We start from the raw sequence: 15,880 nt of genomic DNA, 5'->3' as shown, positions 1-15,880 counted from the left end.
ATGGTTTTAAGTGGTCAAATAGTCGATATTTCTAATCGCAGAATTTTCAAAGGTGAAATTACTATAGAAAACGGTAAAATAAAATCTATTGAAGAAAAGGATTGTAATGAAAATCATTTCATCTTACCTGGTTTTGTTGATGCACATATTCATATCGAAAGTTCAATGTTGGTGCCAAGTGAGTTTGCTAAGATTGCTGTAAACCACGGTACAGTTGCTACAGTTTCTGATCCGCACGAAATTGCCAATGTGCTTGGTGTAAAAGGTGTGGAGTTTATGATTGAAAACGGAAAGAAAACACCTTTTAAATTTAATTTTGGTGCACCATCATGCGTACCAGCGACGAGTTTTGAATCTGCAGGAGCAGTAATCGATTCTGACGCTATTAAAACTTTAATGGCAAATCCTGATATTAAGTATTTGGCTGAAATGATGAATTATCCTGGAGTTATCTATGATGATGCTGAAGTGCTGAGGAAAATAGAATGGGCTAAACATTATAATAAACCTGTTGATGGTCATGCGCCTGGTTTGCGAGGAGATGACTTAACAAAGTATATTTCGGCTGGCATCTCTACAGATCATGAGTGTTTTACTTATGATGAAGGTTTAGAGAAGCTTCAAAAAGGTATGAAGGTTATTATTAGAGAAGGTAGTGCTGCTAAAAACTTTGATGCGCTTATAGATTTACTAAATGAGCATTACAGAAATATGATGTTTTGTAGTGATGATAAGCATCCTGATGATTTGCTTTTAGGTCATATTAATCAATTATGTGCTAGAGCTGTTGCAAAAGGTGTGGATGTGTTTAAAGTGCTTCAGTCGGCTTGTGTAAATCCTGTAAAACACTATGGTTTAGATGTTGGTTTGCTAAATGTTGGTGATAGTGCAGATTGTATTGTTGTAGAAGATTTAAAAGACTTTAAAACGCTTCAAACGTATATTAATGGCGAGTTGGTTTATGGAGATGGAGTGTCTAAAATAAAACATGTTGAATTTGAAAACCTCAATAATTTTAATACCAGTAAAAAAGAAGTTTCAGATTTTAGATTGGAATCACAAGCGCATAAAATTCGAGTAATTGAATGTGTTGATGGGGAGTTGGTAACCAATGAACTTGTAGAGGATGCGACTATTGAAGCCGGTAATTTGGTGTCAAATACTAAAACAGATGTTTTAAAAATGACAGTTGTTAACCGTTACCAAAATGATACGCCAGCAATTGCTTTTATTAAGAACTTCGGACTAAAAGAGGGGGCAATTGCAAGTTCTGTTGGTCATGATTCGCATAATATTATTGCTGTTGGTGTTTCTGATGAAGCGATTTGTAAAGCGGTAAATTTATTGTTAGAAAATGAAGGTGGTATTTGTGCTGTATCCAATTCAGAAGAAAAAGTAGTGGCGCTTCCTGTTGCAGGTATTATGAGTGATCAAAATGCAGAGACGATAGGTAAGCAGTATTCAGAATTAGACAATATGGCAAAACAATTAGGGAGTAAACTTCATGCGCCGTATATGAGTTTGTCTTTTATGGCGTTGTTGGTAATTCCTGCTTTAAAATTGAGTGATAAAGGGCTTTTTAATGGAGGGAAATTTGAGTTTACTTCGGTAGAGATTCTTGATTGATTTTGAAAAGCGTGTGTCTTTTGTTGAAAGCTGTTTTTGAAAGCTGATACTGATAAGTAACCATAAAAGTGAAACCAAATGCCAATAATAGAATCTACTTATAAACCGCCTTTTTGGGCTAAAAAAAGCTTTGTGTCTACTGTGTTTTCAGGGCTAGCTCGAAAAGTTGATGGAGTTAAGCAAACGCGAGAGCGTATTAGGTTGCTAGATTCAGATTTTTTAGATTTAGATTGGAGTTATGCGCAAAATAAATCTAATAAGGTTATTATCTTGCTGCACGGACTCGAAGGTAATGCGCAACGTCCTTATATAACAGGTTCTGCAAAGTTGTTTAACAACAATGGTATTGATGCCGTTGGTGTTAATTTTAGAGGTTGTAGTGGTGCGCCTAATTTGTTGTTTCGGAGTTATCATTCTGGTGCTACGGAAGATTTAGATGCTGTTGTAAAGCATGTCTTGTCTAAAGATATTTACGATGAAATTTATATAAAAGGTATTAGTCTTGGTGCTAATATGACTTTAAATTATGTTGGAGAAGGGCGGGATTTGCCAAGCGAAATTAAAGCTGTTGTCGCTATTTCTACACCTTGCGATTTAAAAGGATCTTGTGGTGAATTGATGAGTTTAAAAAACAAGCATTATGCTATTCGATTTTTGGCGCATTTAAAAGATAAATTAAAGCCTAAGCTAGAACAATTTCCTGATAATATATCGATTGAAGACTTTAATTCAATAAATACTTTAATTGATTTTGACAACGTTTATACTTCAAGAGCGCATGGTTTTAAGGATGCTTTTGATTATTATGAGAAAGCGAGTTGCTTGCAATTTTTGCCAAATATTCAGGTGCCTTCGTTAGTTATTAATGCGCTTAATGATTCCTTTTTGTCGGCAGAATGTTACCCTGTAAAAGAAGCTAAACATAATCCTAATTTGTTTTTAGAAATGCCAAAGTATGGTGGTCATGTTGGTTTTATTGGTAAAGGGAACGTGTATTATAATGAACGTCGTGCTTTAGAGTTTGTGACAGCTAAGAAATAGTGTCTCAACTGGTTTTTAGGTCTTTTGGGGCGGTTGTTTTTGAGTTTAAGTTTTAAAATATCAAATCTTTTTATAATTTCAAGAGTCCTTTTAAGTTCTAATTGATTGTTAGAAGCTTTTTTTTGGAATTGCTATCTTGTTAGGCGAATTAGTGTTATGGAAGGTAGTATTTTCGTGTAATGCTAGGGCGTTTGAAGTGTGGTAAAGTAATAATCTAAATAAAAAACATATGAAACCAAGTCTTTCGTTTCGGTACTTACAGGTAAAACGAGCAATGTTATTCAAGTTGCCTTTTTTGCTGCCGTTGTTAGTTTTATTTTTTGTGTCGTGTAAAGGTCTCAAAACAGCTGTTTTTGATCAGTATTCGTATCAACAAGCTATTTCTATTAAAGTAGAAGGTTTGAGTCTTATGGGTGATGCTACTGAAGCTTATGTTGAAAACGAGGAAGATGTAAGAATGTTTTTGTTAGAGCTTGATAAAATTGTAGAATACGAAAAGAATAAACCAGACAATGCTGTTAGTTATGCGATGTGGCAAGTTGTGGCTAATGAAGATCGAAATCTTTTGGCAGGATTTTTTAAACGTTGGAAAGATAAAGGGCAGTTGTCTAATGTTTTTATAGATGAAGCTAAGCTTCAAGTAAGTGAGTCTTTAGATTTGATTATTAGATATGAGGCAAATAAAAATAAGACAAACGAAACTAATATTCTTAACTTTTTAAGCGCTAATTAATTATGGATATCGAAGAATTATTAAAGTTGTTGAAAGATGAATTGCTTTTGGTTTTAGGGGAGAGTTATAGTGATTATAAAAAAGAAACTAAAGCGGATATTGAAGCGTTTTTGACTCTGTCAAAAGTAAAATTAGAGCGTTGGACAAGCTTATTGCAGGCTGGAGAATTAACTGTTGAGGATTATGAGTGGCTTTTGGTAAGTCAGAAAGATTTATTAATTCTAAATGCATTGTATCAGGCGGGAATTTCTAAATTACGACTAGGGCATTTAAAGAATAAGATTATAAAAACCATTGTAAATACAGTTGTGACGGTTGTTATTTGATTGATATTTTAGGTAAAACCTTGATTTCTATTTTTTTATAAAAGATTTATTTCTATTTTTAAGAAAATAACAATTCATGCTTAAAAAAGTTTTTGCAAGTGCTGTTTTTGGTGTTGAAGCATCGACTATTACTGTTGAAGTCAATGTGGATAAAGGTGTTGGTTATCATTTAGTCGGGCTCCCAGATAATGCTATTAAGGAGAGTAATTATCGTATTGCTGCGGCACTTCAAAATAACGGCTATAGAATTCCGGGAAAAAAGATTACAATAAACATGGCTCCTGCCGATTTACGTAAGGAAGGTTCGGCATACGATTTAACCTTGGCTATTGGTATTTTGGCTGCGTCAGATCAAATTAAAGCTGAAAACCTAGAGGATTACCTTATTATGGGAGAATTGTCCTTAGATGGAAGCTTACAGCCTTTTAAAGGGGCTTTGCCTATTGCTGTAAAAGCTAGAGAGGAAGGTTTTAAGGGGTTTATATTGCCTATTCAAAATGCAAAAGAAGCTGCTATTGTAGATGATTTGGAGGTTTTTGGTGTGGAAAATATTAGGCAAGTCATTGATCATTTTGATAAAGGCGAGCCTTTAGGGCAGACTGTTATAAATACGAGAGAGGAATTTTATAAAAAGTTGGATTTTCCAGAATTCGATTTTGCTGATGTTAAGGGACAGGAGTCTATTAAGCGCTGTATGGAAATTGCGGCAGCGGGAGGTCATAACATTATTCTTATTGGTCCGCCAGGTTCAGGAAAAACGATGTTAGCAAAACGTTTGCCTAGTATTTTGCCGCCAATGACATTGCACGAGGCTTTAGAAACCACTAAAATACATTCGGTAGTGGGAAGGGTGAAAGCGCATACGGGGCTTATGGCGCAACGACCATTTAGAAGTCCGCATCACACGATATCAAATGTTGCGCTTGTAGGTGGTGGAAGTTATCCACAGCCAGGTGAAATCTCTTTATCGCATAATGGTGTTTTGTTTTTAGATGAATTACCTGAATTTAAACGTGAAGTTTTAGAGGTTATGCGTCAGCCTTTAGAGGATAGAGAGGTGACGATTTCTAGAGCAAAATTTACGGTGACTTATCCGTCGTCTTTTATGTTGGTGGCTAGTATGAATCCGAGTCCGGGTGGTTATTTCAATGATCCAGGCTCGCCAATCACATCATCTCCAGCAGAAATGCAGCGTTATATGGGGAAAATTTCAGGGCCGTTATTGGATCGAATAGATATCCACATAGAGGTTACGCCTGTTCCTTTTGAAAAATTAGCAGATGAGAGGAGTGGTGAATCTTCTGTAGATATAAGGAAGCGGGTTATTAAGGCTAGAGAGCGGCAGACTGTGCGTTTTAAAGCATTAGAGCATATTCATTACAATGCGCAGATGAATACTAAGCAAATACGTGAGTATTGTAAGTTAGATGAAGGTTCTTTGCAATTGTTGAAATCGGCAATGGAGCGTTTAAATCTTTCTGCTAGAGCTTATGATAGAATTTTAAAAGTGGCGAGAACGATAGCGGATTTAGAGGGTTCGGAATCTGTTTTGGGGGTTCATATCAGTGAGGCGATTCAGTATCGTAGTTTAGATCGTGAAGGTTGGTTAGGTTAGAGTTTTGGTTTGGGATGGTTTGCTGTTTTAGGTGTGAGTTAAATGTGTTAAGAAAATATATCATTATATGGAAAAAATATACGCTTTGTTGTTGGTGTTGTTGATGTTGAGTTGCGGTAATGTAGAGGAAAAAGAGGTGTTGCCTGTGTCTACTTTGAAAAAAGTAGAATTAGTGGAGCGGCCAGTGTTAAATTTGAATCAGGCAAATCGTTTGTCGCAATTGCCTTTGCATTGTATGGATACAGAATACCCAAACAAACTGGGGCAAACTATTGGAGGTGCGTCAGATTTAAAATCACCAAAAGAATTGCATCCGGCGTTTTATGGGTGTTTCGATTGGCATTCTGCGGTTCATGGACATTGGAGTTTGGTGTCGCTTTTAAAACAGTTTCCGAATTTGGAGCGTAAAGATGAGATTCAGCAAAAATTACTTCAAAACATCTCTAAGGAGAATATAGCGCAAGAGTTACTTTATTTTGAAGGGCAGTATAATGTGTCTTTTGAACGCACTTATGGTTGGGCTTGGTTGCTTAAATTGGCTGAAGAGTTGCGTACGTGGAATGGTTCAGTGGTAGCAGAAGAGTTGGAAGTGAATTTACAGCCATTAACAGATTTGATTGTTCGTAAATATTTGGAATTTCTGCCTAAATTAAATTACCCGATAAGGGTAGGTGAGCACTCGAATACGGCTTTTGGGTTGAGTTTTGCTTATGATTATGCTGTTGCTGTAGGGCATGATGAGTTGAGGGTGTTGATAGAAAATAGAGCTAAAGATTTTTATAATAACGATCAGGATTGTCCGATAGAATGGGAGCCTAGTGGATTTGATTTTTTGTCTCCTTGTTTAGAGGAGGCTGCTTTGATGAAGCGTGTGTTGTCTGTTGAGGATTTTAAAGTGTGGATTGGTGGTTTTTTGCCAGAGCTTAGTGAAGAAAGTTTTGACTGGTCGGTTGGCGAAGTTTCTGATAGAACAGACGGTAAGTTGGTGCATCTTGATGGTGTGAATTTTTCGAGAGCATGGAGTTTGAATTATGTGGCAAAAGGTTTGTCTGAGTATCAGTATCTTCAGAATTTGGCGAATAAACATATTAATTATTCTTTGCCGAGTATTGTTGGTGATAGTTATGAAGGAGGGCACTGGCTTGGTAGTTTTGCAATTTATGCTTTGAATTCTGTAAAAGAATGATGTGTAATATTGTTTCTGATTTTTGGATGGGATAGTGTGGTGATTTTGCATGATAAAGAGGTTGGTTTTGGTTCTGTTTTAAGTGTGGTGAAATATCAAAAAAAGAGAAGTCTTTAAGAGGTGTAAAGGTAGAGGAGGAAGCATTGGTAATTTGTGTGCGTGGTGGTGCTGAAAATGCGATTGACTTTTTGAAATATTTAAGTTTTAATTTGAATAAAAAGAACGTCTGAATTTAATTAGTGATATGCGTTGTGAGTTTTAGTTTTTGTGGTGTAATGAGGTTTTTTGTTCTGGTAGAACAGCTAGTTATTATTGGTAAAAATGTGCTTCGGGATGTGTTATGTTTTAAAATAAAATCTAAAACAATACTATTAAACTAATTGTTAATGTAAAATAGGTATATGATTCAATATTAATTTTTTACGTATTTACTATTGATAAAGTCAATACTGAGTTTTTAAGATTGTTAGAACTGTATAAGGTTGAAAATGGCACTAGGATATTGAAATCAAAAATAGTTAAAATTCCGGTATGTTATGATGATGGGTTTGCTGTTGATTTAGGGCCTTATTCAGAAGACGTAAAACTGTTAAAGCCTGAAAGAATTAAGTTGCATTATCAAACTATTTACACGGTTTTTTTAATCGGTTTTTTGTATTTAGGAGGGAGCAATTTAGCTTTGTTTTTATATTGAAAAACAACTCTGAATTTCTATGTGAAAATGGGTCGGTTGCTATAGGATGAGAATAAACAGAACTCTATTTGAAAGACAGTTCTAGAAGTTGGTATATGATTGGGAATTCTCTATTGGAATTATTTAATCCTATAGCGCATTCATCAATAAAAATAATTTAGAGCCAATTTTAACAGTTCTAGTTTTATCAAGAACAGTTCAGTTTACTTCTTTAGGCTAACTTATTGTTATGATAAGAGGTTATTAAACTACAGATTACTATCCTATAATTCTTCAATTAACAGAAAAGGCTATTAATATATGAAGTCAGAAATAGTGTCTAATTGCTTGACAATGAGAAGGCGTGATTATTAATGTAAGAATAGGTTTAATAAAAATTTTATATGTAAAATAAAATTAATAATTTACAAAGGCTATTTAATTAAATTCAATCAAAATATTATGAAAAATTTCAGTCTACTAATACTTGGAATTATCCTAGGCGTAGTTGCCGCGTCTTTTTACTATAACTCTAATGATGTAGGTGCGCCAACAGAACAGTTGCCGCCAAAACCTTATGGGTTCATTACTTCCGAAACGGCAAAAAAACTAGACGAAGCTTATAATGAAAGGTATAATATAATTAATGATTCTTTGTTTAAAGATCCTAAAGAAGAAGATAACAGGTCGTCTTGGTATAAGTTGCAGGCAATAGAAGAATATTTGGCTTATACAAAACATGAAGCTAAACAAGAGGGGTATACGTTAGATGGTTTACGTTTGTATTTAGGGGCTTATCCAGATTCTAAAGAAGGGAGAGGTTTAACAACTATGTTTTTTGTTCCCACCGGTTATAAGACTGTTTCAGATGGTAGTATCTTTTCGTTGCAAGGTGGTGGTAAAGATTTACCAGGTTTTGGTGGTTTAAATTTAGGAAGTCAAGGTACGCCTCCAGGTGCTAATTATCCTCAGTAAATAGATTTATGCTTTATGCTTTATGCTTTAATTACTAGTTTATTAGAACTAATTGCTGCGTTTTCAGGGTTTTACTTTTTAAGTAAAAACAGAGACTCTAAATTAAGGCCTTTTGTGTATTTTTTAGTAATTACTGTTTTTACTGATGCTATGGGGAATTATACTAGCTTCATAGATAGAATTGAATTTTTACATGGTTTAAAAACAACTCCTTTTGTAACCAATTCTTGGTTATTCAATATATATGTAATTGGGTCATTGTTCTTTTATATTTATTTTTATAAAACACATTTGATGTACCCTAAGCATAAAAAGATATTGAATCTATTATGTGCTATTTCTGGTTTGGTTGTTGTTATTAATATTTATTTTGGATGGTCTATTTTATTTGGTATGCTATTAAAATATAATATTCTATGGACTACGTTGTCTGTTTTTATATGCGTATCCTTATATTTTTATGAAGTTTTGATGAGTGATAAAATATTAATTTTCTATAAGTCAACGTTGTTTTATATAAGTATTGGTTTGTTGCTTTGGTGGCTCATAGTGCCTCCTTTGGTATTTTATATGCCTTACTATAAGAAGATTTATCCAAACTTAGTAAGTATGAGAAATGGGATGTTAATTATGGCAAATATTTATTTGTATAGTTGTTTTACAATAGGGTTTATATGGGGCAAGGAGTAGTAGAAAAAGAGATTTTAGACTTAACGATATTGATTTACTCGGTGGTTGTATTAGCGATTCTTGCAACGACTATAATCGTGTTTTTTATTATTTTTCAAAAACGAAAAAATCAACTGCTTTTAGATAAAATTGATCAGCAACAAAAGTTTGATGAAGAGCTCATTAAAACCCAGCAAGAAATTCAAGAGGAAACCTTAAAGCATATTGGACGAGAGCTGCATGATAATGTTGGACAAATGCTTGTATTGGCAACGATGCAAATGAAAACTGTTGCATCTACCGTTACAGATGACATAAAGGTTAAAGTAGATAATACGGCAAGTGTATTAAAAGCATCATTAGAAGAAGTTAGGGCTTTATCTAAATCGTTGAATAGTGATGTTATTTTTAATCTTGGTTTTAACGCTACAGTTGAAAATGAAGTCTTACGTCTAAATAAATCAGGACTTATTGCTTCTAGTTTATCTATTAATGGTACTAAGGTTAGTTTTGAAAATAAAAAAGATGAAATCATTCTTTTTAGAATTTTGCAAGAGTTCTTTTCAAATACCTTAAAGTACGCAGAGGCAGAACACCTTAACGTGGTCTTAAATTACGAAGATGAATTTTTAAATATTAGAGTTGAAGATGATGGTAATGGTTTTGAGCTTGAAGGTGTACCAAAAGGTTCAGGGCTTATTAATATGGAAAAACGAGCCGAATTATTGAATGCTAAATATGAATTAGTGTCTCAACTAAATAAAGGCACATCGCTTAACTTAGTATATCCTTTTAGAACAAATTAAACCTTACAAGCATTCCAAAGTGAATCATTGGGCAATGGTGCTGTAATTATCACTTCTTCTTTTTTAACAGGATGTATAAAGCGTAAGGTTCTAGCGTGTAAACTAATACTTGCATCTTTATTACTGCGGTCAAATCCGTATTTTAAATCGCCTTTTATTGGGCAACCTATAGAAGATAATTGCGCTCTAATTTGGTGGTGTCTTCCGGTTTCTAAATCAACTTCCAAGAGATAAAAATTATCTAAAGTTTGTTTCAATTGGTAGTGAAGAATAGCTTTTTTACTGCCTTCAACTTCTTTAGTATAAGATGTAGACTTGTTATTTTTAGGATTCTTTTTCAACCAGTGGATTAACGTATCTTTAGTTTTTGGTGGTTGGTTTTTTACTAAAGCCCAATAGGTTTTTTTAGCTGTTTTTTCGGCAAATAATTTGTTAAGCCTAGGTAGCGCTTTACTTGTTTTTGCAAACATCACAATGCCTGTTGTAGGTCTGTCTAAGCGATGAACTACACCTAAATAGACATTACCTTCCTTATTGTATTTATCCTTTAAATACGACTTTACAACGTCGCTTAAAGGTTTGTCTCCGGTTTTGTCTCCTTGAACAATATCTCCCGCACGTTTATTAACCACGATGATGTGGTTGTCTTCATGAAGTACTTGAAGGTTGTTTTTATTAGATAGGATTTTATTAGACATTTTAGATCTTTAGATTTATAGAAAATATTAGATTAATGTAGATTTGAATTTTGATTTCATTTTGATAATTTCACCTAATTCAGAAAGGCATGGTTGGTGTTATTTATCTAAAATAAAATTTAAATCAGCGGAAATAAGAAGCTGAGTTTCTATTTCGTAAGCTGAACCTATTGATATTTGTAAAAACCGAGCGAAGTCTTTATTAGAATTTCTAGAAGATCCTTCAGCTATATTTGAAGGAATTGAAACCGATGCTCTTCTCAATTGATTGGTTAGACCAAATTTTTCTGAATCAGGAAACTTTGAAGTAATAGCATAAATTTCAGAGCAGAATAACCTACTTCTTTTCCAAATCAGCAATTCTTTAAATTTATGAGCCATATTCTAGGTTCAGTTATCTAACAATCTAATAGTGTCTAGTTGTCTAACAATCTAATAATGTCTAGTTGTCTAAACAATCTAATAATGTCTAGTTGTCTAACAATCTAATAATGTCTAGTTGTCTAACAATCTAATAATGTCTAGTTGTCTAACAATCTAATAATGTCTAGTTGTCTAAACAATCTAATAATGTCTAGGTATCTAACAATCTAAATTAATATTGTTCCTCATCATTAGGGAAGTCTTCGGTCTTTACATCGTCTACATATTGTGAAATTGCAGAAGTCATTTCTTCATAAAGGTTCATATAGCGACGTAAAAAACGAGGGTTAAACTCGTGAGTCATCCCTAGCATATCGTGTAAAACAAGTACTTGTCCGTCAACACCGTCTCCAGCACCAATACCAATTACTGGTATAGAAACACTGTCGGCAACTTCTTTAGCTAAAGCCGCAGGGATTTTTTCTAAAACAATAGCAAAACAACCTGCTTTTTCTAGCATTAAAGCATCTTCTTTTAATTGATCGGCTTCTTGTTCTTCTTTTGCTCTTACTGTATATGTTCCAAATTTATAAATAGATTGTGGAGTTAGACCTAAATGACCCATAACAGGAATTCCTGCATTAAGAATACGCTTTACGGATTCTTTAATTTCTTTTCCACCTTCCATTTTAACGGCATGTCCACCGCTTTCTTTCATAATTCTAATTGCAGAACGTAAGGCTTCTTTAGGGTCGCTTTGGTAGGTTCCAAAGGGTAAATCAACAACAACTAAACAACGATCAATAGCTCTAACCACAGAAGACGCGTGATATATCATTTGGTCTAATGTGATTGGCAAAGTGGTTTCATGACCAGCCATAACATTACTAGCAGAGTCGCCAACCAAAATAACATCGATACCTGCACCATCAACGATTTTAGCCATGGTATAATCATAGGCTGTTAACATCGATATTTTTTCACCTCTAGACTTCATATCTACAAGGCTCTTTACGGTAATTCTTTTGTATTCTTTTTTTGCTACTGACATTGTGTTTTTATTAGTTGAATGTAAAAATAGTAAATAGTTTAATTAAGTCTGTTTTTAACTAAATACATTTTAAAAAAAGCTTTTATTGACTTGTTAAATATTTGTTAAAAAAAAAACAATCATCTGTATTTTAATTAGTTTACAAGAAACTATTTTGTCTATTAACATTTTAAAAACCAATAATTATGAAAAAAACAATATTTGCATTAATTTGTGCATTAGGAGTTTTATCATTTACTTCTAGCGATGATTTAAATAATGATAATTATGAAGAGTATTGCAATCAATCATATGTCATAGATGGTGGTCCTGGGTGTATATTCAATGGTCCGTCCTATGGTTGGTGTAGTGAAGCAGAGTTTGAAGAATATGCTCAATCTGTATATGAATCCGAAGGATGCGAAGCGCCTGTGAAAAAGAAGAATGTTCCTAAATTAGAGCCATAATAGATATTATTAAATTATAATTTTTACCAGACAAAATAGTTTTTATATCACACAGAATTATTATTATTATTATTATTATTATTATTATGAAGTTAACATTTTACTTTATTTTATTTTATTCATTTTGCTTCTCTCAAGAAACTATAGATTTAACAGAAGTATCCTATACTTTTGATGTTAATTTACATAGCTATACAGAAGGAATACCTTACAAATCTAGGTTGTACTACAATGATAGCACAAGCCTATTTATTTACAATAGAATAAATTTTGAAGGAGCCGAAGGGTTTTTTAAAAAAGTAGGAGATAGAACAGGTAGATTTAATGGCGTGCGTTTTTATAGAAATTATGATGAAGAGGGTTACAAATTTTATTTAAATTTTAATACCAAAGAGTTAACCTCACGCGAAGTCTTAATGGAGAAGTATGAGGTTACCGTTAAGGAAAAGGATATTGATTTTAATTGGGTAATTACGGAGGAATCAAAAAAAATAGGAGACTATGTTTGTTATAAAGCAACTACCCAAAATTTTAGAGGTCGTAATTATGAGGCTTGGTTTACTTATGACATTCCAGTACCTACTGGACCATGGAAATTTCACGGATTACCAGGATTAATTTTAGAAGTACATGATGATAAAGACTTAATAAATATCACTTTCAATACTATAAAGCAGAATAGTAAATCAAAAGCATATTATGCGAAACCAAATTCTAAAGATGTATATAATTTAGAGGAGTACCTTAAAGAAAGTTTTAGATTGTACTTAAGTTACGTAAATAATAAAAAAGCAATGATTGCGACAGGGCAAATGAGAAGTGGAGATCCAAGTGCATACGTAAATATAGAATATAATGATGAACAGATAAAGCTACTAGATAAATACCATCAAATTGAATATAATACTTATGAGGAATCACTTAAAAAAGAATGATGACTTTAGTATTATATCATCAAGTCTTAAAATTATTTTTTTTATAGTATTTTCATTCCATATTTCTCATTCCCAAGAATCAATTAATATTTATGGAATAGTTACTGATTCCATTTCCCAACCTTTAGATTTAATAACAGTAGTTGTATTAGATAAAAATAATAGGTATATCGCTAATTTTAGAACTCAGAAAGATGGAAAATATAACTTCAAAATTCCGTCTAATAAAAGCTTATATATTTTAAAATTTAAATCCTTAGCTTATAAGGTTGATGATGTTATAGTTAATATTAAAAAAGGGCTGAAAGAATACCAAATTGATGTTATGATGTATCCTGACATCACAGAGTTAGATGCTGTGGTTGTAAAATCTCAACAGCCTATAAAAATTGAAAAGGATACTATCACATTTAAAGTTTCTAGCTTTATAACTAAACAAAATGAAGTACTTGAAGATTTACTTAAAAACTTGCCTGGTATTGAAGTAGATGCTAATGGAATTGTTAAAGTAAATAACCAAGCAATTTCAAAGGTGTTAATAGGTGGTGATGATGTGTTTGATAATAATTATAAAATCGCTACTAAAAATATTGATGCCAGTGATATAGAAGAGGTTGAAATTATTTATAATTTTGATGAAAATTCTGTATTGCGAGCATTGACTGACTCTGAAGATATAGCATTAAATATATCTATAAAAAAAGAAAGACAAGGAGCTATTTATGGTAAAACTAATGTTGGATATGGTAATGATAATAATTATTTAGGCGATTTAACACTTTTTAATTTAAACAATAATTTAAAAACGTTTCTAATAAGTAAAACGAATACCATTGGTGAAAAAGCTAATGAGAATCTTAACGGTTCCATGTTCAATAGATCGGGTAGTAGTTATTTTGAAGATTATCGAGCTTTTTCCAAAAATATAATTACGACAGATGTCGTAGCGTCCAATAGTTTGTTTAATGAAACGTATATTAACGATAATACTTCATATTTTAATTCATTACATCTTCTCACAAAACCCAAAAAAAATATTCATGTTAGAGGGATTTTTTATTTTCTAGATGATGTTGTTAAAAAAGAAAATGCTTTTACCACTTTTTACTCAGCACCATCAAACTTTAGTGTTTTTCAATCAAAATTTCATAGAGAGAAGTCTAGTGAATTCAATGCTGAGTTAAATATTAAGAATGCAAACGGAAGTAAATCGTTTATAGAATATAATGGGATTATAAACAATTCTAAAAACGAAACAAACATAGATTTAACTATTGATGACAATCAGTACAATGAAAATTTGGATATTAAAGATTACTATTTCTCTCAACAGCTCAACACTACATTTAGAGTTAGCGGAAAAAGCGCGTTAAGTATAAACTTGTTTTATTTACAAGATAAAAACCCACAAGGCTATTCTACTAGTAATCCTATTTTTGATGATCAAGGCATTATAACTCAATCTTATGAAAATCCAATAAGACATTATGGGTTTAACTCAAAATTAATTAGTAAAACACATGAATGGAATCTAGGATTTTTAATTAAGGATGAAAAAATAATTAGTAAAACTTTAAATGATGGCTCTGAGTTACAATTTGAGGATTTAACGTTTTATAATAATTTAACTAATACTAGTAAAGATCTTTTCGTCTATAGGCAGTATTTGTTTTCGTTAGGGAAGAAATATGATTTAACAATAAAGGCAAAAGGAGGTTATAATAGCGTAAAATATAAAAATGATATAGTAGGGCAGAATTTTACAGAAACAAACCATCAATTATACGCTGAGCCAGAGTTGAAATTATCTAAAAAAACGAAGAAATATGGTAAGTATACTGTTTCTTATAAATTTTCTTTAAAACAACCTGGAATAAGTGATGTTTATAGTGGCCTATTATTAACTTCAAATAGGGGATTTACCAAAGGTATAAATGAATTGTTTAACCTTTATAAACATAGGTCAAGAATATCATACGCAATATCAGATTTCAGGAAAAACATATTTATTGATGCATCATTGAGTTATAATTACAACCAAAATACATTTGGTTATGAATATATAAACACTCCAAACTTTGATATTTTAATTAATACTAGAGCTAAAAATAATAATATAACCATAGCATCTTTTAAGGTAAATAGAAGTTTTAGTTCCATCAAATCAGGTTTTTTTTTAGAGTATGGAGGTATATACCGGCGAAGTTATGTTGAGATTGCAGGTAATGAAGAAATGGCTTCAAATTATGTTAATAATATAGGTTTAAGATATGGCAGCTATTTTAAAAGTAAAATAAATTTAAAGTCGGGTTTTAAAGCGCAGTTTACCAATCTAAAGACATCAATTATAAATAATAAAAATACACAATATACTAGTTTCTTTCAATTGGTTTACGACATCAATGATGAATTAATATTTTCTTTAGATTCAAAACAAATCTATCCTAGCGAATCTAACAATATTGACCAAGTTTATAATTTTATTGATATTGAGTTCAAATATTTAGCGATAAAGAATAAATTAGATTTTAGACTAATTGGTCAGAATTTAACTAATGTTAGAAATTTTCAGAATAGTTATGCGTCTTTAATTTCTAATACTAATACTTATATTTTTTTAAATAAATCTTTTGTGTCACTTTCTATGTCTTATCGTTTTTAATATTTAAATGTTAAAGTTAAAAGTATCATTTGGCAAGTCAATTCACAAGATTAAGGGTTTCTTCCAATTGGGAAG

Annotated in this window: 16 protein-coding genes; 13 read left to right on the top strand and 3 right to left on the bottom strand. The window is 32.2% G+C overall.

What is annotated here, in order from left to right; all coding sequences use genetic code 11:
• The 10 genes from ade (at window position 1) to KO504_RS02930 (ending at window position 9,650) form a co-directional block, all read left to right on the top strand.
• On the top strand, window positions 1-1,626 hold the full coding sequence (gene ade / locus KO504_RS02975; RefSeq protein ID WP_215924839.1) for an adenine deaminase: 1,626 nt from the start codon (window positions 1-3) through the stop codon (window positions 1,624-1,626).
• A 78-nt stretch (window positions 1,627-1,704) separates the two neighbouring features.
• Window positions 1,705-2,667, top strand: coding sequence for a YheT family hydrolase (locus tag KO504_RS02970; RefSeq protein WP_215924838.1), 963 nt, complete (start codon window positions 1,705-1,707; stop codon window positions 2,665-2,667).
• 229 nt (window positions 2,668-2,896) lie between these two features.
• Window positions 2,897-3,400 (top strand): hypothetical protein, encoded by a 504-nt coding sequence (locus KO504_RS02965; RefSeq protein WP_215924837.1) that lies wholly within the window; start codon window positions 2,897-2,899, stop codon window positions 3,398-3,400.
• A gap of 2 nt (window positions 3,401-3,402) precedes the next feature.
• Window positions 3,403-3,726, top strand: a complete 324-nt coding sequence (locus KO504_RS02960; RefSeq protein WP_215924836.1) for a hypothetical protein — start codon at window positions 3,403-3,405, stop codon at window positions 3,724-3,726.
• 76 nt (window positions 3,727-3,802) lie between these two features.
• On the top strand, window positions 3,803-5,341 hold the full coding sequence (locus KO504_RS02955; RefSeq protein WP_215924835.1) for a YifB family Mg chelatase-like AAA ATPase: 1,539 nt from the start codon (window positions 3,803-3,805) through the stop codon (window positions 5,339-5,341).
• 67 nt (window positions 5,342-5,408) lie between these two features.
• Window positions 5,409-6,527, top strand: coding sequence for a DUF2891 domain-containing protein (locus KO504_RS02950; RefSeq protein ID WP_215924834.1), 1,119 nt, complete (start codon window positions 5,409-5,411; stop codon window positions 6,525-6,527).
• 409 nt (window positions 6,528-6,936) lie between these two features.
• Complete coding sequence (locus KO504_RS17415; RefSeq protein WP_354667380.1) at window positions 6,937-7,221, top strand: carboxyltransferase domain-containing protein; 285 nt, start codon at window positions 6,937-6,939, stop codon at window positions 7,219-7,221.
• A gap of 441 nt (window positions 7,222-7,662) precedes the next feature.
• Entirely contained in the window at window positions 7,663-8,175 is a 513-nt protein-coding gene (locus tag KO504_RS02940) for a hypothetical protein (RefSeq protein ID WP_215924832.1), read from the top strand.
• A gap of 15 nt (window positions 8,176-8,190) precedes the next feature.
• A complete protein-coding gene (locus KO504_RS02935; protein ID WP_215924831.1) occupies window positions 8,191-8,865 on the top strand; it encodes a hypothetical protein in 675 nt (224 codons plus the stop codon).
• A complete protein-coding gene (locus KO504_RS02930; RefSeq protein ID WP_215924830.1) occupies window positions 8,850-9,650 on the top strand; it encodes a sensor histidine kinase in 801 nt (266 codons plus the stop codon). Before KO504_RS02935 ends, KO504_RS02930 begins: the two co-directional genes overlap by 16 nt.
• On the opposite strand, the gene KO504_RS02925 is transcribed toward KO504_RS02930, so the two are convergent.
• From KO504_RS02925 to panB, 3 genes are all read right to left on the bottom strand, one after another.
• The gene (locus KO504_RS02925; protein WP_215924829.1) at window positions 9,647-10,348 is read right to left on the bottom strand and encodes an RluA family pseudouridine synthase; all 702 of its coding nucleotides are present in this window, start codon (window positions 10,346-10,348) and stop codon (window positions 9,647-9,649) included. The two genes, KO504_RS02930 and KO504_RS02925, sit on opposite strands and share 4 nt — an antisense overlap.
• Window positions 10,349-10,447: 99 nt before the next feature.
• The gene (locus KO504_RS02920; protein ID WP_354667377.1) at window positions 10,448-10,729 is read right to left on the bottom strand and encodes a four helix bundle protein; all 282 of its coding nucleotides are present in this window, start codon (window positions 10,727-10,729) and stop codon (window positions 10,448-10,450) included.
• Window positions 10,730-10,943: 214 nt separating this feature from the next.
• On the bottom strand, window positions 10,944-11,762 hold the full coding sequence (gene panB / locus KO504_RS02915; RefSeq protein ID WP_215924828.1) for a 3-methyl-2-oxobutanoate hydroxymethyltransferase: 819 nt from the start codon (window positions 11,760-11,762) through the stop codon (window positions 10,944-10,946).
• 185 nt (window positions 11,763-11,947) lie between these two features.
• Between panB and KO504_RS02910 the strand changes: the two genes are divergently transcribed.
• The 3 genes from KO504_RS02910 (at window position 11,948) to KO504_RS02900 (ending at window position 15,805) form a co-directional block, all read left to right on the top strand.
• A complete protein-coding gene (locus KO504_RS02910; protein ID WP_215924827.1) occupies window positions 11,948-12,208 on the top strand; it encodes a hypothetical protein in 261 nt (86 codons plus the stop codon).
• A gap of 86 nt (window positions 12,209-12,294) precedes the next feature.
• Window positions 12,295-13,143, top strand: a complete 849-nt coding sequence (locus tag KO504_RS02905; protein ID WP_215924826.1) for a GLPGLI family protein — start codon at window positions 12,295-12,297, stop codon at window positions 13,141-13,143.
• Window positions 13,118-15,805, top strand: coding sequence for a hypothetical protein (locus tag KO504_RS02900; protein WP_215924825.1), 2,688 nt, complete (start codon window positions 13,118-13,120; stop codon window positions 15,803-15,805). Before KO504_RS02905 ends, KO504_RS02900 begins: the two co-directional genes overlap by 26 nt.
• The last annotated feature ends 75 nt before the right edge of the window (window positions 15,806-15,880 follow it).

Origin of the sequence: Winogradskyella psychrotolerans, assembly GCF_018860565.1 — a bacterium.
Lineage (GTDB): Bacteria > Bacteroidota > Bacteroidia > Flavobacteriales > Flavobacteriaceae > Winogradskyella > Winogradskyella damuponensis.
The sequence above is the reverse complement of the archived record's forward strand: the minus strand, read 5'-3'. Positions and strand labels throughout refer to the sequence as shown.